We start from the raw sequence: 23,440 nt of genomic DNA on the forward strand, positions 1-23,440 counted from the left end.
CCTGTTGGCGCGCGTCTGCGGCGCGCTGCCAGTAGAAAATAACACGCTGAGGCAGCTATTTCCTAGCTACTTCCGCTGTTCTAGTGCCACCCATCACCGCAACTTTTTCTCGCAACTCCTTGTATATTTGGCACAGCAATAAAAAATAAGGGGCCGGGCACTCGGCCCAACCCCTTACCAAAGCTACCGGAGTAGTTGCGAGATGAGCAGCAGGCCCAGGCCTTTTGCCACACCTTTCAAGAACTCCAGCAAGAGCGGCGAACCGACCTTGCGAAGTAGCTTTTTCGCGCTGTCCTTTTTCATTGGAGATGAAGTAAGGGTTACCCAAGAACCCCGCTTCATGAACCCTCGGTGTCTCGCGAACGCCGGGGGTTCGCCTTTTTAGGGGCAACCGCTGGCCGGGGACTACCTACGCGTGGGGCGAAGATAGGAGCCTCTGCCACCCCGCTACGACGAGTACGAAGTCCTGCTGGGCCAAACCGATGGTCTGGTCGGCAAAGTCAGCAAGGCGGTGGGCCAGAAGGATGTCGCCAAGCAAGAGCTGCGCAAGGTGCTGCAAGCCGTGGTGTACGCATTGAAAGCCAATTTTCCGGATACCTTCGAAGCCGAGCTGCGCACTTGGGGCTTTCGGAAAGAGAATTATTAGGCTGGCCGGCGTACCTAACGGAAGAATATCCCGACGGAAACAGCCGGTCATGCAGCGAAGAAGAACGTGCTGCGGAGAAGGCCGCTCTGCCCAATTGAAAAGAACGTCATGTTAAAAAGAACGTCATGCTGAGCGCAGCCGAAGCATCTCGCGTGTGGTAGTAATCCTTTTCTTGTGATTGGATTACTTCCCCGAGCGAGATGCTTCGACTCCGCTCAGCATGACGTTCTTTTAACTGGGCGCCCTTCTCACATGATGCCCTCCGCTGCACGACTGGCAGTTGCGTTGCCTTACCAAGATAAGCGCTAAGCGCCCGCGGCGGCTACTTGCTCGCGGGAGCCGAACAGCTTCTTCGCCGCCTTGAGCACCTCCGGCGCGGCCAGGACTACCGAGGCGATGGAGAGGGCGGTGGCTACCTGGCAATACACGCACAGGGCCTTGTTCTCCTGCCACTCTTCGCGGCCCAGCTGGACGGCGGTAGCCGCGTCGGCCAAGACTTTGGCGCCCATCGCGACGGGGAGCAGCGGGCTTTCGGTGGCCCGGTGCTGGCCGCCCGCGCCGGCCAGGGCGGCAGTCAGGCCGTAGCTTACCACCATGAGCAGGGCATCGGGCGTGGCCAGGCGCTTGTAGGCATAAGTGGCCGCGTCGACTTTATCAGCATTGAAAAGCCGGTGCGGGGGTGGGTCGGGCAAGTGCTTGACGATGCCGGTTTGGTAGAGGCTGACTATTTGCCCCATGGCAGTGCCCAGCAACGAAAAGCCCAGAATCCAGCGGCGGCGGGTGAGGTCGGGCGAGGTGCCCTGGCGCAGTTCCTGGCTGAGCTGCTGCGGGGAGGGAGTAGGCATAATGGAAAGATGAAAGGTGTCCTAAAAAGTACGCACCTGCCGCAAGGGGGTTCTGGCCCAGCTTACGGCCGCTCTTTCGGAATTGAACCCCGAAAGAATACGTGGGCAACAGTGGCGCTGCCGACCTTTGCCCCTATGCACACCCTCGAACAACTGCGCACCGGGCAGCTCCTCGGCACCACCCGCCTCGACCTAAGCGCCAACCTAACCGAGTTCCCGACGGAGATTTTTGCCTTGGCCGATACCCTGGAAGTCCTCAACCTCTCCGGCAATGCCCTCTCCGCTTTGCCCGACGACCTGCCCCGGCTGCACCGGCTGCGGGTGCTCTTTTGCTCCGACAACCGCTTCACCGAAGTGCCCGCCGTGCTGGGCCAGTGCCCGCAGCTGAGCATGGTGGGCTTCAAGGCCAATCAGATACGCACCCTGCCGGCGGCCGCCCTGCCGCCGGCGCTGCGCTGGCTCATCCTCACCGATAATCAGCTGGAAGAGCTGCCGGCGGAAATTGGTAGCTGCCCGCACTTACAGAAGCTGATGCTGGCCGGCAATCAGCTCGTCACCCTGCCGGAAACCCTGGCGCGCTGCACCCACTTGGAGCTGCTGCGCATTGCCGCCAACCAGCTCACGGAGCTGCCGGCGTGGCTGCTCCGCCTGCCACGCCTAGCCTGGCTGGCCTACGCCGGCAACCCGTTTTGCGCACAGGCTGAGGCCGTAGCGGTGGCCAACCATCCCATCCAAACCATCGACTGGAGCGAGCTGGCGATAGAGCAGCAGCTGGGCGAAGGCGCCTCGGGGGTGATTTACCGGGCGCGGTGGCAGCCGCAAGCCGCCACGCCCGCGGAGGTAGCCGTCAAGCTGTTCAAAGGTGCTCTGACCAGCGACGGCCTGCCCCAGAGCGAGATGGCCGCCTGCATCAGCGCCGGCGCGCACCCCAACCTGATTGCCGTGCAGGGCCGGGTGCACCACCACCCCGCCGGCGCCGAAGGCCTGGTACTAGAACTGATTGATCCGGCCTTCGGCAACCTAGCGGGGCCGCCCAGCCTGGCCACCTGCACCCGCGACGTGTACGCGCCCGGCACGGCGTTCCACCCCGACACGGCCCTGCGCATTGCCACGGGCATTGCCGCCGCCACCGCTCACCTGCACGCCCAGGGCATTCTGCACGGCGACTTGTACGCCCACAACATTCTGACCACCGCCCCCGGCGAGGCCCTACTAGGTGATTTTGGGGCTGCCTGCTTCTTTGCGCCTACCGAGCAGCACACCGCCACAGCCCTGCAACGACTGGAAGCGCGGGCTTTCGGCTGCCTGCTCGAAGAGCTGCTGGAACGTTGCCCCGACGCAGCCACCGAAACCACCCAGACGGGCGCGGCGCTGTGGCGTTTGCAGCGGCAATGCGTATCGCCGGAGGTATCGGCGCGGCCGTTGTTTGATGAGATTTTACGGGAGCTGGAGCAGTGGCAACCGCAGGCACTCGCGGCGGCAATCCGGCTCTAGCGCAAGCACAAGGCGGCAAGCCGGACTGATGCGCCCGCGATGCGACTATTGCTCCAGCCGCTGGTACCGAATGCGGGGCGCCCGGCTGGTGGTATCGACATAAAAGGCAAATCCGCGGTTGCTGCCTTGCAGCTCGAAGCGGACTTCGGCGGCCTTTTGGGGCGGCGCGTAACGAGGCATGGCCGTAAAGCGCAGCTCGCTGGGCACGGTGGGCGTGGCGAGCGGCAGCAGGTGCAGGCCCCGCCTTTCGTCCAGCAGATAGTGCGTAGCCGTGGCCGGCAGGTAGTGCCGCGGAATGGTGAAGCCCAGCTCCTCGTAAAAGCCGCCGTAGCGGAACCGGCACAGTACCCGGCCACTGCGCGTATGCCGAACATAGGAATTGGGCGCCCGTATCTGCTGCGGTGTGGGTGTGCGGCCGTACGTCTCGGGCTCGCCCGGCGCCTTAATGACATGCGACCGGCCAGGCGTGTACACCACCAGCAGCGTGGTATCGGACAGCAGGCAAGCACCCACCAAATCGGCATTGGAGCGAGTGAGACGCAGGGGCGGCTGGTGAGGCCGCAATAGCTCGGAGCCGGTGAGCAGCGCGCGCCCGTCGGAAGCCAGGGCGGGGTCGCAGTCGGAGCCGCCGCCGGGGTTGCGTCCGTCGCTCAGGTGCAGCACCCGGCCAGATAAATCCAGTAGTACCACCACCTGCGACCCCACGTCGCTGTCGGGCACCATGAAATCAAGCGTAAAAACCAGCGCCCCAAACGGCGCGCTGTAGGCCAGCAGCTCAGGAACAAATGCTTCGCTTTCCGTCACAATGTCCTCGCCGGCGCTTCGAAAGAAATCTTTCTTGCGCAATTGCCGCCGAAATACCTGCCGGCCGCTACGGTCGCGCAGCGTGAACGTGAACCGCCCCTGGTAACCGCGCGCCTGCTCAAAGTGCCCGGCTGTGGGCTCGTAGGTAGTATTGAGGCGCTGGGTCGAATCACTTTCGGCCTCCAACAGCAAGTGGTACGGCTGCCCATTGAGCACGACCGCCGTATCGAACGACACGGGCGGGGCCCAGCCCGCCGGGTAGCTGGGTGGTGGCGCCTTCGGCACCTTGGGGCGCGAAGCAGCTGGCGGCACCGCACTCGGTTCCGGAACTACTGCCGTCGAAAGCGGAGGCGCTTTCTCGGTGACGTAAGCTTTCTGCTCACAACCAAATAATAACACAGCCGCGACCCCGGCGATAAGTATAAGTATTGCTTTCATTATCTCGTTAGCCAACCGCCCTATTTAGCCAGCCAGCCGTTGGCATCGAGCCAGTTGCGCAGCCGGTCGGTCCACCCGTCCTTGGTAGCGGTATTGTTGAGCCCAAAGCCGTGGCCGCCCTTGGGATAAAGGTGCATTTCGGCGGGCACACCGTGGCGCAGGCAGGCTTGGTAAAACACGATGCTGTTGTTGACGGGCACCACTTTATCGTCCTGAGCGTGTACCAGGAAGGCGGGCGGCGTCTGGGCCGTCACCTGCAGCTCGTTGGAATACAGCCGCACCTGCTCCGCCGATGGACTGGGGCCCAGCAAGTTGTTGCGCGAGCCCCCATGCTTCAGGCTGTCGCTAAAACTGATGACTGGATACACCAACACCTGAAATGCCGGCCGCACCGACACCGGGCCGGGGGTGGGCCCCACAGGCTGCACGAAGTGGGTGCCCGCTGTAGCCGCCAGATGGCCGCCCGCCGAAAAACCCATTATGCCAATGCGCTCAGGATTGACTTTGTACTTGGCGGCCTGCTGGCGCACCACGCGCAGGGCCTGCTGGGCATCGAGCAGCGGCGTAATCGACTTATCGGGCTGGCTTTGGTCGTTGGGCAGGCGGTATTTCAGCACGAAGGCCGCGACGCCCATCTCATTCAGGCGCTTAGCCACGTCGTAGCCTTCTTTATCGATGGCTAGCAGGCCATAGCCCCCGCCCGGGCAAATGATGATGGCCGTACCGTTGGCCGCGCCCGGCGCGGGCAAATACGCCGTCAAATTGGGTTGCACCACGTTGGAAACGTGCGTTCCACCCTCTGGGGATGTCACAGTAGTTTCCTGCACCTCGCTGGGCTTCGAATTGGGTATGGTGCCTGTGTAGATGGGGAAAGTTTGCTGGGCGAGCACAGGTCCGGAAGTAAATAGAACGAGCCCGAGGGCACGGAGGAATCGAGGTATTTTCATAAAGTATGGAATTGTACGCAAAGTAACAGCCAACAGGCATGCTCTGGATGCACGGAGTGTAAAACAATACGGCTGACGGATGGCATTATTTGGCGAACCTTCTGCACAAGGCCACCCCAGCGGAACCATGCCGGGGCACGGGCGGTCTGGGGAAAATGCGCAAGACCACTCTGCTGGCCACTGCTGCCCTCTTCGGCAGCCCCGGCCTCACCCTGGCCCAGAACACACCGGAAGAAAACAACCCCAACGTGGATGCTCCTTTCGTACGAAACATTCGCGCCGACCGCCCCGGCCAAACCATCACTGCTCAGGTGCTACGCCCCGGCCGCTTCCAGCTCGAAACTGGGTTCCAGCGGCGGTTTGGCGGCGCAGTTCCGGCTCAGAGCCGGAGCACTGCCACGATGCGCATTGGCTTTTTCAACAGCATGGAGCTGCGCGTGAGCCAACCCTACTTCCACAACGGCCCCAGAGTGCCCACCGAAACCGGCCGTATCGACTCCAGCGGCTGGGCCCCGCTGGTAGTAGGCACCAAACTCATGCTCTCGCCCAATTATGACACCCGCACCCAGGTAGCCCTCCTGGTCGAGTTGGCGGTGCCAGGCACGGGCAACAAGGTCCTGCGCGGCACTACCTGGGCTCCCGGTGGCCGCCTGCTGGTGAGCGAGCAGCTCGGCCAGCGCTTTGGCCTGGAAGCCAACTTTGGGTTCAGCCAGCCCGGCCTTAATGCCAAGGACTTTAAAAAGGGGCTTTTTTTGGGCACTCTCGCGGTAAATGGCCCCTTGGGCAACAAGGCCGGCTTCTTTGCCGAAGTCTACGGCACAGGCCGTGCAGCCCTTAGCACCGGCACTACCTCGGGGCTGTACTGGCGCCCCACTCCCCTGCTCCGCATCGACATCACGGCGGGCCATGCATTGGGTGGCGCCGACGCGGGCATGTCCACGCTCGGCGCCGGGCTCACGTTCAAAGTCGGCGAATAGAGGCCCGAAGAGCGTACCCACGTTAATGCAGACTATAGTACGCATCAAAAAGCCGGCGTAGTATTGTAGGCTTTTAGCATTAAATGAGGCATTTACTATGCGTTCTTTTTGGTTACTTCTGGCTTTAATGGCAATCAGTTGTCAGCCCCGTCCCGCTACGGAAGCGGCTAACCCGGCAGCCCGGTCTACGCGCGTCGCGCCAGACGCTCAATTACGGGAAACCCGCTGGGTACCTCGCCAAATCGGCAGCAAAGTCATTACGGTACCGGCCAATACCCGCGAGCCTTTCCTGCTGCTGCGGGCCGATGGCACGGCCGAAGGCAATGGCAGCTGTAACCGCTTCCGGGGCAATTTCTTCACCGAAACGCCGGGCGCATTACAATTTAGTCCCTTGACGAGCACCCGCATGGCCTGCCCGACGCTGGCCACTGAAGAGGAGTTCAACCGCGCCCTGGCCCAAAGCCAAACCTACCGCATCAGCGGCGATACGCTGCGGCTCTTTGACGCCACCAATGCCCCACTAGCGCGCCTGGAGGCCGTTTATCTGCGTTAGTCGTACTCGGGGGCTTATTTCCCGGCCGCTGGCTCGGGCGCGATGCGCGTGGGCGTTTGCCGACCAGCGACAATGCCGGCAGCGCTTTGCCCGATGGCTTGAATCACGGCCGTCATGTTGGTCAGATTCAGGCTCTCCACCTCGTCGTCGACGGAGTGGTAAAGCTTGTCGGTCGGAATCTGGTCGGTGCTGATGCTGTGGGCCGGCACCCCAAGCCGGGCCAGGGTGGCGTTGTCAGAGCGATAAAAGAGGTTTTGCTCGGGGTACGGGTCGGGCTCGAAGCGAAACTTGCTACCGGCCAGATTGACTTGCAGCAGCGGACCAAAATCCGACTTGTTATAGCCCGTGATAAAGGCAGTGTTCGGCCCAAACTTGGCCACTTTGCCAATCATCTCAATGTTGAACATGGCCACTACTTGCTTGGGGTCGAGCTGCTGAGAAAAGTACTGCGACCCAAAGCCCCCTACTTCCTCAGCCGCAAAGGCCACAAAAATGAGCGGACGAGCATTGTCGTTCTTTCTCTTGAAATATTCGGCCAGCGCTACCACTGCAGTCGTGCCGCTGGCATCATCGTCGGCCCCGTTGGCAATCGAGTCTCCCGCGACAGGGGCTATTGCGCCTAAATGGTCGTAGTGGGCCGAGAAAACAACATATTCCTTGCTTCGCTGCGCGTCGCGCCCGGGCAGTAGGCCCACCACGTTGCGCAGCTCTACACTGCGCGACGTGGTGCTGGCACTGATGCGGTAGGTAGACGTGGCCGGGGCGGTCGCCAGGATAAATACCGTAGAGTATGGCCCCGGTTTTTCCATGCTCGTGGTCCCGTGCCCCAGATAGTTGGCAACTTTTTCAAATACCTTGGCCTGTGATGTATCGACGAGGACCAATGTATTGGTTTGGGGCGCCAGTAGCTCCTTATTGAACTTGCGCAACTCATCTTCGCCAGGTCCAATGACCACCACGGTGGGGCGCTGGGCATCCTCGCTCGTCCAGGTCAGAGTAGGCTGCCCCGACTGCACCAGGGCCTTGCCCGGCGCTAGCGCCCGCCCATTGAGCACGACGCTAATTGGCCCAGGCTGCGTTTGGTAGGCCGTGAACGTCTGCTCAAAGCTGCTCAGCCCCGGCAATGGCTGCAAGCCGATGCGGGTGAATTCACTGGCCAGGAACTGCGCCGCTAGCAAGCCGCCGGGCTGGCCGGTGCCCCGCCCCTGCATGTCGTCGGCAGCGAGGGTGCGCACCACCCGCGCCACCGTGGCCGTCGATACTTCTGGAGCCTTAGCGGCGGGCGTTTTTACTTTAGTTTTGATTTTGGTTTGCGCCGCAACCGGCGCGGCTACCAACAGGTAGCCCAGAAAAAGCAGGAGTTTCATCCACGAAATTAGTTTAGGGTCAATACCAGGTCATCGGCCTGTACGCGGCTGCCTTCGGCCAGCACCACTTCGGCCACGGTCAGGTCTTGCGGGGCGGTGATGGTGGTTTCCATTTTCATGGCTTCGATGACGAAGAGCGGGGTGTTTTTGGGCGCCGCCTGGCCGGGCTTCACCAGCACCTTGCTGAGCATGCCTTGCAGCGGCGCGCCCATTTGGTGGGGGTTCGCCTTGTCGACCTTGGCGTTGCTGACCTTGGTGATGGCCACCGCCTGGTCACGCACCTGTAGGTTGCGCGTCTGGCCATTGAGGGTGAAGAAGATGGTGCGCTCCCCTTCCTCGTTGAGCGTGCCAATGGACTCCAGTCGCATGATAACCGTCTTGCCGCGCGCGATTTCAATCGTGGTTTCCTCGCCGGGTTGCAGGCCGTAGAAGAACACGGAGGTGGGCACGTTGCTCACGTTGCCATACTTCAGGCGGTGCGCCCAGTACTCCTCGAATACCTTGGGATAGAGCAGCGAGGAAAGCAGGTCGGTGAACTTCGCACCCGGAAACTTCTCCTGAAAAGCAACCCATTCCTCATCGAAATTGATGGGTTCCAGGTGCTCGTTGGGCCGGTCGGTGAAGGGCGTCTCGTTCTTGAGAATGAGCTTTTGCAGCTCGGCGGGCCAGCCGCCTTCGGGCTGCCCGATGTCGCCCCGGAACAGCTCACGCACCGATTCGGGGAAGTTCAAGGTTTCGCCCTTTTCCATCACGTCGGCCGGCGTGAGGCCGTTGCTGACCATAAACAGCGCCATATCACCCACTACTTTGCTGCTTGGCGTCACCTTTACAATGTCGCCAAACATGCTATTAACGTCGGCAAAGCGCTGCTTCACTTCCTCGAACTTGTCGAGCAGGCCCAGCGAAGCGGCTTGCGGGCGCAGGTTGGAGTACTGCCCGCCCGGAATCTCGTGCTGAAACACCTCCGACGTACCGGCTTTCAGGCCCGATTCGAAGGGGTAATACATCTCACGCACAGCCTCCCAGTAATTGCTGAACTCGTTCAGCGACGCCTGGTTGAACTCGCGGTGGCGGGGCGTGTGGCGCAGCATTTCCACCACCGAGTTGAAGTTGGGCTGCGAGGTGAGGCCGGATAAGGCCCCCAGTGCCACGTCGATGACGTTGACGCCGGCTTCCACGGCTTTGGCGTAGGTGGCGGCTTGCAGCGAGGACGTGTCGTGGGTGTGCAGGTGGATGGGCAGCTTCACGGTGTCGCGCAGGCCCTGAATCAGCTCGGTGGCGGCGTAGGGCTTCAGCAGGCCGGCCATGTCCTTGATGCAGAGAATATGCGCGCCGGCATCTTCGAGCTGTTTAGCAAGCTTGAGGTAGTAGTCGAGGCTGTACTTGGTGCGCTTGGGGTCGAGGATGTCGCCGGTGTAGCAGATACTGGCCTCAGCCAGCCGGTCGGTTTTGTTGCGCACGAAGCCAATGCAGGCCTCCAAGCCCTTCATCCAGTTCAGGGAGTCGAAAATGCGGAAGATATCGACGCCGGTTTCGGCTGCCTGCTGCACGAACCACTCGGTCAGGTTGTCCGGATACGCCTTGTAGCCCACGCCGTTGGCCCCGCGGATAAGCATTTGCAGCAGAATGTTCGGGATGGCTTCGCGGAGCTTGGCCAGCCGCTCCCAGGGGTCTTCGTGCAGGAAGCGCAGAGCCACATCGAAGGTAGCGCCGCCCCAGACTTCGAGCGAGAAGGTTTGGGGGTGCTGCTGGGCGTAAGCGCCTGCTACTTTCAGCATGTCCCAGGTGCGCATGCGGGTAGCCAGCAGGCTCTGGTGGGCATCGCGCAGAGTGGTGTCGGTGTAGTGAATCAGGGCTTCGTCGCGCAGCCATTGGGCGAAGCCGTCGGGACCCAGCTCATGCAGTTTTTGCTTGGTGCCGGGCGCGGGCGCGCCGTGGTCGGACTGCGGGATGTGCGGCCGGCGCGGGTTGGCGCGCGGGTCGAGCAGGTTTTTGACGTCGGCATTGCCATTCACCACCGTCTCGCCGATGAAGCCGAGCAGACGGGTAGCGCGGTCCTGCCGAGTTTCGAACTTGAACAACTCGGGGTGGTCCTTGATGAAATCGACGGTGGCCTTCCCGGTCTGGAATTCCTCGTGGCCCACGATGTTCTTTAGGAACGGGATGTTGGTACGCACGCCGCGCACCCGGAATTCGTCGAGGGCACGCAGCATTTTCTGGGCTGCGCCATGCAGCGTGGGCGCATGGGCCGAAATCTTGACCAGCATCGAGTCGAAAAACGGCGACACCACCACGCCCTGGTACACCGAGCCTTCATCGAGCCGGATGCCGAAGCCGCCGGCGGCCCGATAGGCCACGATGGTGCCGTAGTCGGGCTTGAAGTCGTTTTCGGGGTTCTCGGTGGTCACCCGGCACTGCACCGCGAAGCCTGCCCGCAGCGGCTTCACATGGGGCCCCAGGCCAATTTCGGGGTCGCTGAGGTTGTAGTTGGCCGCGATGTAAATCTGGGTTTTAATCAAATCGATGCCCGTAATCATTTCGGTTACGGTATGCTCGACTTGAATGCGCGGGTTAACTTCAATGAAATAAATTCGGTCCTGCTCGGAGTTCACCAGGAACTCCACGGTGCCCACGTTGTCGTAGCCCACGGCCCGGCCGATGCGCAGGGCGTACTCATACAGAAGATGGCGCTGGTGATCGGGCAGATTCAGGGCGGGGGCTACTTCCACCACTTTCTGAAAGCGGCGCTGCACCGAGCAGTCGCGTTCGTAGAGATGGACGAGGTTGCCGTGGTGGTCACCTACAAGTTGCACTTCGATGTGCTTGGGTCGTTCCACGAACTTCTCCAGGAACACCGTGTCGTCGCCGAAGGCATTCAGCGCTTCGTTTCGGGCTTCAAAAAAGCCTTTTTCCAGCTGCTCGTCGTCGCGGATGATGCGCATGCCGCGCCCGCCGCCACCGCTGGCGGCTTTCAGCATCACAGGGTAGCCAATGCGGTTGGCTTCGGTTTTGGCGGTTTCGAAGTCGACCAGGTCGGCCGCGCTGCTTTCAATCTGGGGCACTTGGCACTGCTGGGCCACTTCCTTGGCACGCACTTTATCGCCGAGGGCCTCCATCACCTCGGGTCGGGGGCCCACGAACACAATTCCTTCCTCGGCGCAGCGGCGCGAGAGCGTGGCGTTCTCGCTCAGGAAGCCGTAGCCGGGGTGAATAGCATTGACCCCGTTCTCCTTGGCAACGCGCAGCAAGCCTTCAATGTCCAGATACGGCTTTAGCGGCTCATCATCACGGCCGATTTGGTAGGCTTCGTCGGCTTTGTAGCGGTGCTGCGAGTACCGGTCCTCGTAGGTGTACACGGCCACCGTAGGGATGTTGAGTTCGTTGGCAGCGCGCATCACACGAATAGCGATTTCGCCGCGGTTGGCGACCAGGAGTTTAGTTATGTTCATAAGCTGAAGGTGAGGTAGGCGCGCTTACGGCGAAACTACACCAAAGGCTACTTAAAGCCGCCGCTTTGGCCACGCTACTTTCCCTGATTTATTCGAAGCCAGCATTGCGGAGGGCACTTATTGCACGCTTATCGGCCGGTTCAGCTGCCATTACCCGCCAAACCTTACTCCGCCGCCGGGGTTAGCACAGCATTCGTACTGCTTAGCTTTTCCCGCATGGACTTTACTGACAAAAACATTCTGCTCATCGGCGCTTCGTCGGGCATCGGTCTGGCCACGGCCCAGCTGCTCGCCACCCTCAACGTGAACCTCTTCACGGCTTCGCGCCACCTCTCGCCCGAGCTGCAAGCCTTGGGCACTACCCACTTCACCTACGACGCCACGCAGCCAGTCGGCACCGCTTTCGATGCGCTGCCCGACGTGCTGCATGGGGTGGCCTACTTCCCCGGCAGCATCAAGCTGCGGCCCTTCGAGCGCATCCCCACCGAGGACTTTCAGGCTGATTTCGACCTGAACGTGCTAGGGGCCGTGCGGGTAATACAAGCCACCATCAAGCGCCTGAAAAAAGCCGAGGGCGGGGCCTCCGTCGTGCTTTTCAGCACCGTGGCGGCCGACACGGGCATGAGTTTCCACGCCAGCATTGCCACCGCCAAGGCCGCCGTGGAAGGCCTCACCCGTGCCCTGGCCGCCGAGTACGCCCCCAGTGGTGTGCGCGTAAACTGCATCGCCCCCTCCCTCACCAACACGCCCCTGGCTGCCGCCCTACTCAACTCGCCCGAGAAAGCTGAAGCCGGCGCCAAGCGCCACCCCTTGCAGCGCATCGGCCAACCCCAAGACTTGGCCTACACAGCCTCTTTTCTGTTATCGTCCCACAGTTCTTTCGTGACGGGCCAAGTGTTGGCCGTGGATGGTGGCATGGGGAAACTAAAATAAGCCCAACGAAGCTGGCGGCAGTCTGAAAGGAGCACAGCGACTGGGACTGCCCGCCATAGATACGGAGGCAGTCTCCAGACTGCCGCGTTAGCCGTTACGGACTGCATACTTACGGCAGTCTGGAGACTGCTCCCGTATCCGTGGCTGACAGTCACGCTGTCTGTGACAGCTTCAGACTGTCGCCAGTAGGCACCAGTAGGCGCTAACGGGCCGTTAATTAGCACGTGACGTACATAACTGTTATTTAATCAGGAAAAATGAAAATCTGCCTCTTCTGGCACCGGCGCGACCTGCGCATCTACGACAATGCGGGCCTGGCGGCGGCGTTGGCCAGCGGGCTGCCGGTGGTACCGCTGTTCATTTACGACCAGGATATTCTCGACTATCTGCCCGATAAAGCGGATGCCCGGCTCACCTACATTTTTGATGAGGTAGAACGGTTGGCCAAAGCTACCAAAGCAGCGGGTGGCACTTTTCTAGCCCGCTATGGTAAGCCGCTGGAAGTATTGCGGGCGCTGGTGCAGGAATTCGAGGTGGCCGCCGTCCACACCAACGAGGACTATGAGCCCTACGCCACCCAGCGCGACACCGCAGTGGGCCAGATACTGCAAGCGCACGGTGTGGATTTTCTGCTGTACAAGGACCAGGTCATCTTCGCCAAAGATGATATTATGACCAAATCGGGGACCGTGCCGAAGGTGTTTGGGGCATACTACAAGAGCTATGTAGCCAAGCTCACCGATGAGGATTTGCATCCCTATGACTCGGCCGATAGGTTTATCAGTAAAAATCTACACCTCATCACTCCCGAGAAAGCCGGCCCCCGCCCCACTTTGGCTAGCATGGGTTTTGAGCGCAAGGAACAGTATGTGCCCACCTCGGACCTCCCCGCCGAAGATGTGGTGCGCAACTACCACAAAACCCGTAACACGCCCGCCCTCCAAAACGGCACCACGCGCATCTCAGTGCAGCTACGTTTCGGCACCCTCAGCGTGCGACAGGTGATGCACCAAGCCAAGGCACTGAATCCGAAGCTACTGGCTGAAATAATCTGGCGCGACTTCTTCATGATGCTGCTCTGGCACTACCCCAACACCGCTACCGAAGCCTACGACCCCAAAATGCGCCAGGTGCCCTATCGCAACAACGAGGATGAATTCCTGGCTTGGTGCGAGGGCCGCACCGGCTACCCGCTGGTCGATGCCGGCATGCGCGAGCTGAACCAGACCGGCTACCTGCCCAACCGCGTGCGCATGACTGTGGCCGGCTTCCTGGTGAAGCACTTATTCATCGACTGGCGCTGGGGCGAAAAGTATTTTGCCGACAAACTGCTCGATTATGAGTTGGCCAACAATGTGGGCAATTGGCAGTGGATGGCCGGCACCGGCGCCGTTTCGGCGCCCTGGTTTCGGGTCTACAGCCCCGAAAGCCAGTTGGCGCAAGTCGACCCCGAAATGAAATATGTGAAGCGCTGGGTGCCTGAAGTAGGCACTCCCGCTTATCCCACACCTATTGTGGAGCACAAGTTTGCGCGGGAACGGGCCGTAGAAGCCATTCGGGCAGCACGCATCACCGCTTAATGTAGAATGCAGCCTTTGCTGCGTCAGGTACTAGCACCGTCAGGTCATTTATCACGAACTGAATTGTGCAATGCCTGACGCAGCGAAGGCTGTCTCTCACAGTTGCCGAACCTATGGCCTACTGCGGCGGTTACACCACCATGGAAAAGGACCGCATCAAACAAGCTTATCTCGACTTCGTGCTCAACGAAGGCCACCCACCGCAATCGGTGTTCAAGCTCACGCAGCAACTGGGCATCGCAGAGCAGGAATTCTATCAGCATTACCCCAATTTTGAGGCGATTGACCGCGAAATCTGGGCTGATTTTGGCCGCCGGGCGCGCGAAACGGCCGCTGGCGAACCAGTGTGGGAAAGCTACGGCAGCCGCGAAAAGCTGCTGGCCTTCTACTACACACTGCTCGAAATTCTCAAGCAAAACCGCTCCTACGCCCTGATGAGCCTGCGCCGCTCCTTGCACCGCATGCCCGGCCTGTCGCCCCGCGTGCTCGACGACTTTCGGCAGGACTTCGAAAACTTCGTGAGCGACCTGCTCAGCAGCGGCCGCGTGAGTGGCGAAATTGCCAACCGCCCGCTGGTGCAGGATGGCTACCCGCGCTTCTTCTGGCAGCAGGCGCTGTTCGTGCTCGGCTTCTTTGCCAAAGACGATACTGTGAACTTCGAGCGCACCGATGCCGCCGTGGAGAAGGCTGTGACGCTGAGCTTTGACTTAGTGGGCCGCAACACGCTGGATTCGGCCGTCGATTTTGTGCGGTTTCTGGTTCGGCGGTAGGCATTTCACTTAACAATTATCATTTATCCGCCGTCGTGGCGCGGCGGTGCTGTCGTGTGCCTTAGGGGCGCCATCGTTGAAGAATCGTTTTTCGTGAACCTGCTAAATGGTAATTGCTAAATGTTAAATGACATCCCCACCACCAAGGTGGCCCGCGCCGCCCGCTTTGCCAAAACCGGCCTCAACGTGGGGGCCAACTACATAAAGCACTACGCCAAGAAGGCCGTGGGGGCCGAGTCGACCACCGAAGACCTACACGCCGCCAACGCCGCGGAGCTCTACGGCACGCTGAGCGAAATGAAGGGCTCCGTGCTGAAAGTGGCCCAGATGCTGGCCATGGAGAAAAATATGCTCCCCTCAGCCTACGCCGACCAGTTTGCCCAGGCCCAGTACCAAACACCCCCACTCTCCGGCCCGCTGGTGGTAAAGGCTTTCCGGGATGCGTTTGGCAAGTCACCGTTTCAGCTGTTTGATGAGTTTGAGCCCGAAGCACGGCAAGCTGCCAGCATTGGGCAAGTGCATTTTGCTCGTAAAAACGGCAAACAGTTGGCGGTGAAGGTGCAGTACCCCGGCGTGGCTGACAGCATCAAGTCCGATATTCGGTTGGTAAAGCCCATTGCCCTGCGGGTGATGGGCCTGAATGAGGCCCAGGTGCGGCCCTATCTGGAGGAAGTAGAAACGCGGCTGCTCGAAGAAACCGACTACGCGCTGGAGCTGCGGCGCGGCCAGGAAATTGCGGCCCAGTGCCAGGAATTGGCCCATCTGGAGTTTCCCGCCTATTACGCAGAGTTTTCTACGCCGCGTATTCTCACCATGGACTGGCTCACCGGTCAGCACCTGAAAGAGTTTCTGGTCACCAACCCCGCGCAGGACGTGCGCAACCAAATCGGTCAGGCGCTCTGGGACTTCTATCAATTCCAGTTCAACAACCTGCACCAGCTGCACGCCGACCCGCATCCCGGCAACTTCCTGATGCGCACAGAGAACGGCGGCACCCTCGGCGTGCTCGATTTCGGCTGCGTAAAGGACGTGCCGCAGGATGTTTACCAGCTCTTCACGGCGCTGCTCGCCCCCGAAACTTTTGCCGACGAAACCCGCCTGGCCGCGCTGCTCTCCGAAGCCGGCGTGCTCCGCGCCAGCGATGCGCCGGCCCTGCGGGCGCTCTACCTGCGCACCATGCACGTGTCCCTGGAGCTCGTCGGTCGTCCCTTCCGCCAAGCCACTTTCGACTTTGGCGACCCGAGCTACATGGCGGCGCTCTACGCGCTGGGCGACGACCTCATGGCCGACCCCGAGCTGCGCAAACAGCGCGAGCCACGCGGCTCCGAGCACTTCATTTACCTCAACCGGACCTACGTGGGCCTATTTGCCTTGCTCACTGAGCTGAAGGCGTCGGTACGGACGCAATAGTTGAGCTACCTTGGGGCTGTTTCATTCCCTGAGCATCCCTCGCATGTCTTTCCCCCCTTCTCATTCTACTTCGGCCCAGATAACAGCCCAAAACCGCTTCGGTCTAGCCTTGGTGCAGCAGGTGGCGCAAGCGGCCGGTACCGACAACGTATTTCTCTCGCCCCTGGGCGTATTGGCTGCCTTAGCGCTGGCCATGGGCGGCGCGGCCGGAGCTACTCGGGCAGCCTTTGCCAAAACGCTTTTTGGAGACGCCCTGGCTTCGGAAGAGATGGAGGAAACTCTCGCCAATCAGCTTCGGAAGCTGAGCCAAGCCAAGGATGGAGATGCCGTACTTAGCATTGCAAGTAGCATTTGGGCCGACCACCACTTTACCTTAGCGTCCACCTTTGTTGAGCGGGCTCATGCTCTCTACCAAGCGGACGCCGCCACGCTGGACTTTCTGTCCCCCGATGCGGCCTCCACTATCAACGCCTGGGCGCACCGGCAAACCAACGGGCGGGTGCCCGAAATTGTGTCGGCCGAGACATTGGTGGGTCCGCCGCCAGCCTCCGTGGTCCTGCTAAACGCCGTGTATTTTCTAGGGTGCTGGGAACAGAGGTTCAACCCCACCGCTACCAAGCTAGGCTTATTCCTACAGGCCGATGGCACGGTGCAGAAAGTGCCTTTCATGCAGCAGGTAAGCTCTAAGTTCGGCTACCTGGCTGGCGACGGGTGGCAGGCGGTTGCCCTGCCCTACGAAGGCTGGTCTCGCAGTAGCTCCATGCTGGTGTTTTTACCCGATGAGTACAACGGCATGCCGGCATTTCTAGCCACGCTCGATGCCTCACGTTGGGCTACCTGGTATACTGCACTTTGTATTGAACCCGAACCCGTAGAAGTTGAGCTGACGCTGCCCCGCTTCCAGCTAAAGTGGAGTGGTAACCTAGTATCAACCCTGAAAGCAATGGGCTTGGCAGACGCTTTCAGCCTAGACGCCGACTTCTCACCGTTAGGTTTTCAGACCAAGGACGGTGGATTTATCGATGCCATACTGCACCAAACCTTCCTGGCGGTAGATGAGAAAGGCACCGAAGCGGCTGCCGTAACTGCCATGGTGGCAATGCAGGGCGCTAGGTTTATACCCCGCCCGCCGCGCCGCGTGGAAGTACGAGTCGACTCGCCTTTCTTCTGCGCCATCGTTGATACTTACGACGGAGCTATTCTTTTTGCCGGTACCGTCTGCAACCTAGCCTAGCAGACCCAAGCTGCGGATGAGCCGCAATAGCAGTTTGATAGGCTGAAGCCGCAGAGCGGTGACAGAGGCGCGAGGGTTTTTGCCACGGCTACGCGGTTTTCCTCCATGATTCTGCTGCGTTGCGCAGCCGGGTGGCGTGGGAGCTGCCGAAGCTCCGTGCTGCTTCCCGGGAAGTTTTGCCGGATTAGCTGTTGGGGAAGCTCATTCATTTCAGTTCCCGCAATTTTCATGAAAAAGCTTCTTACCCTCGGCGCAGCATTGCTGAGCCTTACGTTCTCGGCTTCGGCCCAAAAAATGGCAAGCTGCTGCGCCCGGCCCGCCGGTAATTTATCGGCTTCGGCCACCGAGACCTTCGCCATGCTGGCCACCGACAAAGATTTCTCGGGCGGCCACGACGCACCGCTGCCCTACAAATTTGAAGGCGACGGCCAGGAAATCGAGTTCAAAACCCCCGATGGCAAGACTGGCAAAGGCTTCGAAATCAAAAGCGCTACGCCCAGCACCAAGTACCTGTTCGTGCTTCACGAGTGGTGGGGCCTGAACGACTACATCAAGAAGGAAGCTGCCACCTTCGCTGCCGAAATGCCTGGTGTGAACGTCATCGCGGTGGACCTATACGATGGCAAAGTAGCCACCACGGCCGATGAAGCTGGCAAATTGATGGGCGAGGTGAAGACTGAGCGCGCCGTAGCCATCCTCAAAGGCGCCCAACTGTACGCTGGCCCAAAGGCCCAGTTTGCCAGCATCGGCTGGTGCTTCGGCGGTGGCTGGAGCTTGCAGGAAGCCCTGCTCGGTGGCAAGCAAACCGTCGGCTGCGTAATGTATTATGGCATGCCAGAGAAAGACGTGGCCAAGCTCAAAACCCTGAATACCGACGTACTGGGCATTTTTGCCAGCCAGGACAAATGGATTAACCCCGAAGTAGTGGGCCAGTTTCAGAAGGATATGGCCGCGGCCGGCAAAAAGGTGACCATAGAAAGCTACGACGCCGACCACGCCTTCGCCAACCCTTCAAACCCCAAGTTCAACAAAGAATACGCTGCCAAGGCCCACGGCCAGGCCCTGACCTACCTCCGCGGCAAGTTCAAGGTGAAAGCGTAATGCTTTCCTTATCGCGCATCCAAAAAGCCTTCCCAATGGGAAGGCTTTTTTTGCTAAATTGTTAGCCTCAACTTCTCGATATTCCACTAACCCACCCCTACCATGGCACCGCTCACTTCCCTGCTCGCCGAATACGGCGAAAGCCACCAGAACCCTACCAACAAGCTGGTACACTGGGTGTGCGTGCCGCTGATTATGTTCTCGCTGCTGGGCTTGCTGTGGTCAGTGCCAGTGCCGACAGCCATCCAAAACATCAGCCCCTGGCTCAACTGGGGCACGTTGGTGATGGCATTGGCGCTGCTGTACTACGTGCGGCTGAGCGGCCGGCTGGCCTTGGGCATGGTACTGGTGTGGGTGGCCATGGCGGCAGCCCTGCGCGTGGTGGCGGGGGCGGCCGTGCTGCCGCTGTGGGCCATTTGTCTCATCATTTTCGCATTGGCCTGGGTGGGCCAGTTTTGGGGCCACAAGGTGGAAGGTAAGAAGCCAAGCTTTCTGAAAGACCTCCAGTTTCTGCTAATTGGGCCCCTGTGGCTCCTGCATTTCGTGTACCGCCGCCAGGGCTGGGGATACTAGTCGATTTATTTAGGCGGCAGCGTTCCTACTGGCTCGTAACTCATACTCAGCCCTTTGTTGTCGCCAGTCACCGTCAGGTCCAGGTTGGCAGTGGTGGCGCTGGGGTTGAGCAGCACTGCCCGGGAGCCCGCAGCAAATCGGAGGACGCCCCGCTCTCCCGGCTTGAGAGTAGCCTTGCCGAATATCCCGCCACCGCGGGGCTGCTCCTTGATTTCGACGGCCACTTTGCCCTTGTTTTTCGCTACTACTTTGAAAGCCCCGAGCTGGCCACCACCGAGCAAAAACTGCTTGCCCGGCCCGATAAATAAATCTGAATGAAGATGCCCCGATGGCCACGCCATGGCTGGAACGACCACCAAGCCAGCCGCCAGCACCATCGAAGCAGCCACCGTAGCCCTCCTGAACCGCTTTTCGGCTACGAAAGGCCAGGTCAGGGTTCGGTCACGAAGCCAGCCATCAACTGACCAGCGGCCCGCCCCAGTGGCCAGCAGCACGAAGCTCCAGAACATTTCCTGCTGCACGTACATACCCGTGAAAAACTCCGGCTTGTCGTACCACAAAAATGAGATGACAAAGAACTGAAAGGTTAGCTGCGCCGCGGCCCAGCGCGTCCCCAAACCCACTATCAGCATCACGCCACCCCCAAACTCGCCCCAGGCAGCGAGCCACGCCCACATTACCGCCGAGGGCTAGGTGAAACCGAGCTCAGCTACTTGATTGGTAAACCATTCGGACGGCTCTAGCTTGGGCAAGCCGGCTTCGACCATCACGATGCCGAGGTGCAGGCGGAAGATGAGTAGCCCCAAAGCGGCAGCGGGGCCACGCCAGGCGGCCAGGGAGGCAGTTGTCTTTTTCATCGGGATAAGCGGAATAGAAGAGGTTGGTGAATTGATGCCCCAAAATTCTTCTTTGCCCACCTTGCTCGCGCTCCAACTTACGTCTTGGGCCGTCCCAGCTTATGATTTGGACCTACCTACCTCGCCCGGCGTGCGGCCGGTCAGCTTTTTAAACACTCGATTAAAAGTAGACTTCGAGTTAAAACCACATTCCAAGGCAATGCCAACCAGCGAGTAATGAGCCAAACGCGGGTCTTGCAGCTTGCGCTCGGCCTCAACCACGCGGTAGCTGTTCACAAAGTCGTTGAAGTTCTGCCCACAACCGGTATTGATGACGTGCGAGAGCAGGGAAGTATTGGTTCGGAGGCGGTGAGCCAGTTCCGCTAAGGTCAGCTCGGGCTCCAGCCAGGGTTGCTCTTCGGCCATGAGGCGTAGTAGTTTCTCCCGCCACGGCTGCAATTCCGGCGCCAGCGTCGGCGCGGCTGGCGTCAGTGTTTCTGAGGTACTGAGACTGTCCGTCACGGGCGTTGTCGTCACTGCCAGCTCCGCTTCGCCGGGCGCAGGAACAATTATCAGAGTAGGCGCAACTACCTCTGAGGGAGTCACTCGTTGTAGTGCGGGTGCCGGGCTCTTGAGCGGCAGGTTCGGGTCCGTTTCGGGCTCGAATCGCAGGGGCACCACCGCCGCATAATTAGCCTGCAAGCCCACCACACTGAGGTAACAAATTAGCAAGTAGCAAGCCATTGGCCAGGTAAGCATACCAAGAGTCGCCGTAACCCAGCGGATCAACGAAGACATCGAGCACAACCAGCCCCAGCCACACCACCAGCGCCAGGAGCGCCGCCAGCAGCAAGTCGCGCAGGCCCCGAAACCGCAGGCGCGTCGTATCCGAAAAGTTGTCATCGAGGTAGTGGCGGTAGTGCTGGTAGCGCCGCAAAGTGGCAACGCCGTAGCCCAACATGGAAGCGTACCCGATTGTCTCGTTCAGCAAACTCACCTCATCCAAGAGAGCGGCCGCGGCTCCTTTGGTGCCGAAATGATAAGGCAGGGCTTGACCGCGAACTCCATGCTGCCAGCCCACATCGTAGACCGCCGCCGCCGCGTGGGCTCCTACGTACATCAGCCACGGCAGTAAATGCCACCAGTGCCGCCGCAGGGCAAACTCCTGGTTGGTTAAACTGCGGAAATACAGATAAAATACTGGTCCCCAAGCCAGCCACGGCCGCCACGGCACGTAAAACATCAGAGTGGAATACCCATCGTGGCTGTCATACCAGCCGGCAAACCCCAGCATCCACTGCGCTACTGGCAGCACGTTTAGCAGCAGCAACACGCCCAGTAGGCCATCGGCCAGGGCGCCCGTGCGCACGGCGCGCGCGTCAAATGAACCGCCAAGGCCAATCCTGGCGCCACAAACGGTAGCAGCAACGCACTCTGGGGTCTGAACTCGAACAGCACGCCGCGAAGCTACGAACCGTAAGCAGTGGTTCCGAACCGCCCGGCTGCTACGCTCCAGCCAGCATACCGGCCAGTTCATCCACACACTCGGTGAGCTGCTCCCAGGCAGGGAGCACGAAATACTGGTTCTGGTAGCGCGTGCCCGTCACGGGAGTGCGCAGCACGGTGGCCAAGTCGAACACTGGCCGCGGCGTGTTCTCATTCACACAATGGTGGATTTCGCCTGCCGATGACAACAGGCCCGCTCCGTACAGCCGTAATTGCCCCTCGTGCTGTAATAGTCCAAACTCCGCCGTAAAAAAATACAGCGCCCACAACTGCTCCCGTGCCGGCGAGCCTACTGGCTGCGCTTGGTACGCCTGACCCAGCATATGCAGGAAATCAGCCAAGCCCTCGTCGAGCAGCATGGGCACGTGTCCGAACAAATCGTGGAACAGATCAGGCTCCGGGCTAAAATCGAAGCTGTGCATGGGCCGGATGCGGGTCACTACCGGAAAGCGCCGCTCCGCCAGCAGCTCAAAAAAAGCGGCTGGCTCAAACGGCCGCCCTACTGGGGCCAACTCCCAGCCCGTATGTCCAAATACCTTCGCACTGAGCTCGTTGATATCAGGAATGACCTCGCGCCGCAACCCAAGCTCGGCTACTCCCTGGTTAAAAGCCGGCGCCGCCCGTCGGTGCAGCAGCGCAGTTTGGCGGTCGAACAGGATTTTCCAGACCAATTGGTCCTGGGCGGTAGTATTTGGGGAGTTGAGCTTGGTAAACATGACTATTGGGGCGAAAAAAAAGCCCGATATCCTAACGGATCCGGGCTTTTGAAGGTTTTTAGAGAAAGTAGGGCCTCATGCCTTGTTCTTCCTTAACGCCAACTGCAGCCCGCTCTTGCCTCGCTTAGGGCAGGATACCAGGATATTAATGCAGGTGACGTATTGGTGGCGCATGAGTGGAACGAAATTAGGAATCCGTTTTGAATATCCAAGTCGACTACGGAATATTTTTTTATTACTCCAGCTCACCGCGCAGCTTAAACACCCGCCGCAGATTCCGAATAAGCCGGGCCGATTCATCAAAATTCAACGTTTGTTGACCGTCCGAAGCTGCGGTTTCGGGCGTTTCGTGGGCCTCATACAGAATACCATCGGCCCCAGCCATCACGGCGGCTAGCGCCATCGCCGGCACATATTCGCGTAAGCCAATGCCGTGCGAAGGGTCCACCACAACTGGCAAATGGCTTTTTGCCTTGAGAATAGGCACAGCATTCAAATCCAAGGTGTTGCGGCTGGCCGTTTCAAACGTGCGGATGCCCCGCTCGCAAAGAATCAGCTTCTCATTACCGCCCGAGAATACGTACTCGGCCGAGGATAGCAGTTCTTCAACCGTACCTGAAATACCACGCTTGATGAGCACGGGCTTGTCTACACCGCCCAGAGCATCCAACAAATTAAAATTCTGAGTATTGCGGGCACCCACCTGGAACACGTCCACGTAATCGTGCATCTCCTCTACCTGCGACACCTGCATGACTTCGGTCACGATTTTGATGCCGCGCTCGCGGGCCATGCGGTGAAACAGCTTGAGGCCATCCATGCCCAACCCGCGGAACGAGTAGGGCGAGGAGCGGGGCTTAAAAACGCCACCGCGCATCAGGCGCACGTTATTTTCTACGAGATGCGTCATTACTTTTTCCATCTGAGCCTCGCTCTCGATGCTACACGGCCCGGCGCACAGCGCCAGCGTGCCTTCCCCGATGGTTACGCCATCGCCGAGGTCGAGCACGGTGGGCTTCACGCGCCACTTGCGGCTCACCAGCTTGTAGTCGTCGGATACGCGGTGCACGTCGCGCACGCCCGGCAGCTGGCCCACGCCGCGAATGTCCAGTTCCTTCTTCCCGATGGCCACCAGGTAGTGCGCGTGCTGGGTAGTGACTTCGGTGGTTTTGTAGCCCTGCTGCTTCAGATGCTCGGTAATGGTTGGCACGGAGGCCGCTTTTTCAAGTTGAATTATCACGGATTTTGACGGGTTTGACGA

At 60.1% G+C, this 23,440-nt stretch carries 22 protein-coding genes; 11 read left to right on the plus strand and 11 right to left on the minus strand.

From position 1 onward, the window contains the following. Positions 1-511 precede the first annotated feature (511 nt). On the plus strand, positions 512-646 hold the full coding sequence (locus tag WX88_RS31815) for a hypothetical protein (RefSeq protein ID WP_262489848.1): 135 nt from the start codon (positions 512-514) through the stop codon (positions 644-646). A 305-nt stretch (positions 647-951) separates the two neighbouring features. Here the strand turns inward: WX88_RS31815 and WX88_RS17440 are convergent, their stop codons facing one another. Next, positions 952-1,491, minus strand: coding sequence for a vitamin K epoxide reductase family protein (locus WX88_RS17440; RefSeq protein WP_046245687.1), 540 nt, complete (start codon positions 1,489-1,491; stop codon positions 952-954). Between the two features lie 135 nt (positions 1,492-1,626). Between WX88_RS17440 and WX88_RS17445 the strand changes: the two genes are divergently transcribed. Further along, positions 1,627-2,985 carry a leucine-rich repeat-containing protein kinase family protein gene (locus WX88_RS17445; protein ID WP_046245688.1) on the plus strand — a complete coding sequence of 453 codons (1,359 nt, stop codon included), beginning with the start codon at positions 1,627-1,629 and terminating at the stop codon, positions 2,983-2,985. Positions 2,986-3,030: 45 nt separating this feature from the next. Here WX88_RS17445 and WX88_RS17450 read toward each other — a convergent pair whose 3' ends face one another. Continuing rightward, on the minus strand, positions 3,031-4,227 hold the full coding sequence (locus WX88_RS17450; protein WP_156176229.1) for a hypothetical protein: 1,197 nt from the start codon (positions 4,225-4,227) through the stop codon (positions 3,031-3,033). Positions 4,228-4,247: 20 nt separating this feature from the next. Continuing rightward, positions 4,248-5,174 carry an alpha/beta hydrolase gene (locus tag WX88_RS17455; RefSeq protein WP_046245690.1) on the minus strand — a complete coding sequence of 309 codons (927 nt, stop codon included), beginning with the start codon at positions 5,172-5,174 and terminating at the stop codon, positions 4,248-4,250. A gap of 155 nt (positions 5,175-5,329) precedes the next feature. Between WX88_RS17455 and WX88_RS17460 the strand changes: the two genes are divergently transcribed. Together WX88_RS17460 and WX88_RS27925 are read left to right on the plus strand one after the other, a co-directional pair. Continuing rightward, a complete protein-coding gene (locus WX88_RS17460; RefSeq protein WP_156176230.1) occupies positions 5,330-6,151 on the plus strand; it encodes a transporter in 822 nt (273 codons plus the stop codon). Between the two features lie 127 nt (positions 6,152-6,278). After that, positions 6,279-6,704 carry an META domain-containing protein gene (locus WX88_RS27925; protein WP_052732814.1) on the plus strand — a complete coding sequence of 142 codons (426 nt, stop codon included), beginning with the start codon at positions 6,279-6,281 and terminating at the stop codon, positions 6,702-6,704. 14 nt (positions 6,705-6,718) lie between these two features. Here WX88_RS27925 and WX88_RS17470 read toward each other — a convergent pair whose 3' ends face one another. Both WX88_RS17470 and WX88_RS17475 read right to left on the minus strand, forming a co-directional pair. Further along, positions 6,719-8,071: a M20/M25/M40 family metallo-hydrolase gene (locus WX88_RS17470; protein WP_052732815.1), complete on the minus strand. Its 1,353-nt coding sequence runs from the start codon at positions 8,069-8,071 to the stop codon at positions 6,719-6,721. Positions 8,072-8,079: 8 nt separating this feature from the next. Next, the gene (locus tag WX88_RS17475; RefSeq protein ID WP_046245692.1) at positions 8,080-11,520 is read right to left on the minus strand and encodes a pyruvate carboxylase; all 3,441 of its coding nucleotides are present in this window, start codon (positions 11,518-11,520) and stop codon (positions 8,080-8,082) included. 216 nt (positions 11,521-11,736) lie between these two features. On the opposite strand from WX88_RS17475, the gene WX88_RS17480 reads away from it, so the two are divergent. The 7 genes from WX88_RS17480 (at position 11,737) to WX88_RS17515 (ending at position 19,121) form a co-directional block, all read left to right on the plus strand. After that, on the plus strand, positions 11,737-12,453 hold the full coding sequence (locus WX88_RS17480; RefSeq protein WP_046245693.1) for an SDR family NAD(P)-dependent oxidoreductase: 717 nt from the start codon (positions 11,737-11,739) through the stop codon (positions 12,451-12,453). Positions 12,454-12,710: 257 nt separating this feature from the next. Further along, positions 12,711-14,033 carry a cryptochrome/photolyase family protein gene (locus WX88_RS17485; RefSeq protein WP_046245694.1) on the plus strand — a complete coding sequence of 441 codons (1,323 nt, stop codon included), beginning with the start codon at positions 12,711-12,713 and terminating at the stop codon, positions 14,031-14,033. A 113-nt stretch (positions 14,034-14,146) separates the two neighbouring features. Then, a complete protein-coding gene (locus tag WX88_RS17490; RefSeq protein WP_046245695.1) occupies positions 14,147-14,803 on the plus strand; it encodes a TetR/AcrR family transcriptional regulator in 657 nt (218 codons plus the stop codon). 120 nt (positions 14,804-14,923) lie between these two features. After that, positions 14,924-16,213: an ABC1 kinase family protein gene (locus tag WX88_RS17495; RefSeq protein WP_046245696.1), complete on the plus strand. Its 1,290-nt coding sequence runs from the start codon at positions 14,924-14,926 to the stop codon at positions 16,211-16,213. Between the two features lie 43 nt (positions 16,214-16,256). Further along, positions 16,257-17,447 carry a serpin family protein gene (locus tag WX88_RS17500; RefSeq protein ID WP_046245697.1) on the plus strand — a complete coding sequence of 397 codons (1,191 nt, stop codon included), beginning with the start codon at positions 16,257-16,259 and terminating at the stop codon, positions 17,445-17,447. Between the two features lie 228 nt (positions 17,448-17,675). Then, positions 17,676-18,548 (plus strand): dienelactone hydrolase family protein, encoded by an 873-nt coding sequence (locus WX88_RS17510; protein WP_046245699.1) that lies wholly within the window; start codon positions 17,676-17,678, stop codon positions 18,546-18,548. A gap of 102 nt (positions 18,549-18,650) precedes the next feature. Then, a complete protein-coding gene (locus WX88_RS17515; RefSeq protein WP_046245700.1) occupies positions 18,651-19,121 on the plus strand; it encodes an Mpo1 family 2-hydroxy fatty acid dioxygenase in 471 nt (156 codons plus the stop codon). Positions 19,122-19,126: 5 nt separating this feature from the next. On the opposite strand, the gene WX88_RS17520 is transcribed toward WX88_RS17515, so the two are convergent. The 6 genes from WX88_RS17520 to aroF form a co-directional block, all read right to left on the minus strand. Further along, complete coding sequence (locus WX88_RS17520; RefSeq protein ID WP_046245701.1) at positions 19,127-19,798, minus strand: DoxX family protein; 672 nt, start codon at positions 19,796-19,798, stop codon at positions 19,127-19,129. Between the two features lie 12 nt (positions 19,799-19,810). Next, entirely contained in the window at positions 19,811-19,978 is a 168-nt protein-coding gene (locus tag WX88_RS30205; protein ID WP_156176231.1) for a hypothetical protein, read from the minus strand. A 99-nt stretch (positions 19,979-20,077) separates the two neighbouring features. Continuing rightward, the gene (locus tag WX88_RS17525; protein WP_231590735.1) at positions 20,078-20,659 is read right to left on the minus strand and encodes a helix-turn-helix domain-containing protein; all 582 of its coding nucleotides are present in this window, start codon (positions 20,657-20,659) and stop codon (positions 20,078-20,080) included. Then, positions 20,649-21,326, minus strand: a complete 678-nt coding sequence (locus tag WX88_RS31490) for a hypothetical protein (protein WP_046245703.1) — start codon at positions 21,324-21,326, stop codon at positions 20,649-20,651. The genes WX88_RS17525 and WX88_RS31490 overlap by 11 nt, the downstream gene beginning before the upstream one ends. Before the next feature lie 136 nt (positions 21,327-21,462). Next, on the minus strand, positions 21,463-22,179 hold the full coding sequence (locus tag WX88_RS17535; protein ID WP_046245704.1) for a hypothetical protein: 717 nt from the start codon (positions 22,177-22,179) through the stop codon (positions 21,463-21,465). 235 nt (positions 22,180-22,414) lie between these two features. Beyond that, positions 22,415-23,419, minus strand: coding sequence for a 3-deoxy-7-phosphoheptulonate synthase (gene aroF, locus WX88_RS17540; protein WP_046245705.1), 1,005 nt, complete (start codon positions 23,417-23,419; stop codon positions 22,415-22,417). Positions 23,420-23,440: the final 21 nt, after the last annotated feature.

The organism is Hymenobacter terrenus (assembly GCF_000972495.1).
Classification (GTDB): Bacteria; Bacteroidota; Bacteroidia; order Cytophagales; family Hymenobacteraceae; genus Hymenobacter; species Hymenobacter terrenus.

Bases quoted from the DNA above. Each gene is read 5' to 3' on its own strand.
- WX88_RS17445 (WP_046245688.1), top strand. From the start codon at position 1,627: ATGCACACCCTCGAACAACTGCGCACCGGGCAGCTCCTCGGCACCACC.
- WX88_RS17490 (WP_046245695.1), top strand. From the start codon at position 14,147: ATGGCCTACTGCGGCGGTTACACCACCATGGAAAAGGACCGCATCAAA.
- WX88_RS17495 (WP_046245696.1), top strand. From the start codon at position 14,924: ATGTTAAATGACATCCCCACCACCAAGGTGGCCCGCGCCGCCCGCTTT.
- WX88_RS17460 (WP_156176230.1), top strand. From the start codon at position 5,330: ATGCGCAAGACCACTCTGCTGGCCACTGCTGCCCTCTTCGGCAGCCCC.
- WX88_RS17470 (WP_052732815.1), bottom strand. From the start codon at position 8,071: ATGAAACTCCTGCTTTTTCTGGGCTACCTGTTGGTAGCCGCGCCGGTT.
- WX88_RS30205 (WP_156176231.1), bottom strand. From the start codon at position 19,978: ATGAAAAAGACAACTGCCTCCCTGGCCGCCTGGCGTGGCCCCGCTGCC.
- WX88_RS17500 (WP_046245697.1), top strand. From the start codon at position 16,257: ATGTCTTTCCCCCCTTCTCATTCTACTTCGGCCCAGATAACAGCCCAA.
- WX88_RS17485 (WP_046245694.1), top strand. From the start codon at position 12,711: ATGAAAATCTGCCTCTTCTGGCACCGGCGCGACCTGCGCATCTACGAC.
- WX88_RS27925 (WP_052732814.1), top strand. From the start codon at position 6,279: ATGGCAATCAGTTGTCAGCCCCGTCCCGCTACGGAAGCGGCTAACCCG.
- WX88_RS17455 (WP_046245690.1), bottom strand. From the start codon at position 5,174: ATGAAAATACCTCGATTCCTCCGTGCCCTCGGGCTCGTTCTATTTACT.
- WX88_RS17440 (WP_046245687.1), bottom strand. From the start codon at position 1,491: ATGCCTACTCCCTCCCCGCAGCAGCTCAGCCAGGAACTGCGCCAGGGC.
- WX88_RS17450 (WP_156176229.1), bottom strand. From the start codon at position 4,227: ATGAAAGCAATACTTATACTTATCGCCGGGGTCGCGGCTGTGTTATTA.
- WX88_RS17480 (WP_046245693.1), top strand. From the start codon at position 11,737: ATGGACTTTACTGACAAAAACATTCTGCTCATCGGCGCTTCGTCGGGC.
- WX88_RS17475 (WP_046245692.1), bottom strand. From the start codon at position 11,520: ATGAACATAACTAAACTCCTGGTCGCCAACCGCGGCGAAATCGCTATT.
- WX88_RS17510 (WP_046245699.1), top strand. From the start codon at position 17,676: ATGAAAAAGCTTCTTACCCTCGGCGCAGCATTGCTGAGCCTTACGTTC.
- WX88_RS17515 (WP_046245700.1), top strand. From the start codon at position 18,651: ATGGCACCGCTCACTTCCCTGCTCGCCGAATACGGCGAAAGCCACCAG.
- WX88_RS17520 (WP_046245701.1), bottom strand. From the start codon at position 19,798: ATGTGGGCGTGGCTCGCTGCCTGGGGCGAGTTTGGGGGTGGCGTGATG.
- WX88_RS17535 (WP_046245704.1), bottom strand. From the start codon at position 22,179: ATGTTTACCAAGCTCAACTCCCCAAATACTACCGCCCAGGACCAATTG.